1 protein-coding gene is annotated in these 210 nt (G+C 39.5%); it reads left to right on the top strand.

Features of this window, described 5'->3' with window-relative positions; translation table 11 throughout:
- On the top strand, positions 1 to 210 hold a 210-nt coding region (locus AVJ19_RS21460; protein WP_162626710.1), incomplete at both ends, for a hypothetical protein.

Below are 210 nucleotides of genomic sequence, written 5' to 3'. Positions count from 1 at the left end.
TTACAAAATGGTTTAGGTGGAATTTCAGCGAACGCCGTTGTTTATGATTCAGCAGCTAAAGACAGTATTAGTTTAAAAGGTGGTGCAACAGGTACAAAAATCACCAATCTAAAAAATGCAACACTTGATGCAAATTCTACAGATGCAGTGGCGGGTAAACAGTTACATGCAACCAATACCGCATTGAGTACCTTAGATACTCGAGTTGGC

Source organism: Acinetobacter sp. CFCC 10889 (genome assembly GCF_003268395.1).
Classification (GTDB): Bacteria; Pseudomonadota; Gammaproteobacteria; order Pseudomonadales; family Moraxellaceae; genus Acinetobacter.
The sequence above is the reverse complement of the archived record's forward strand: the minus strand, read 5'-3'. Positions and strand labels throughout refer to the sequence as shown.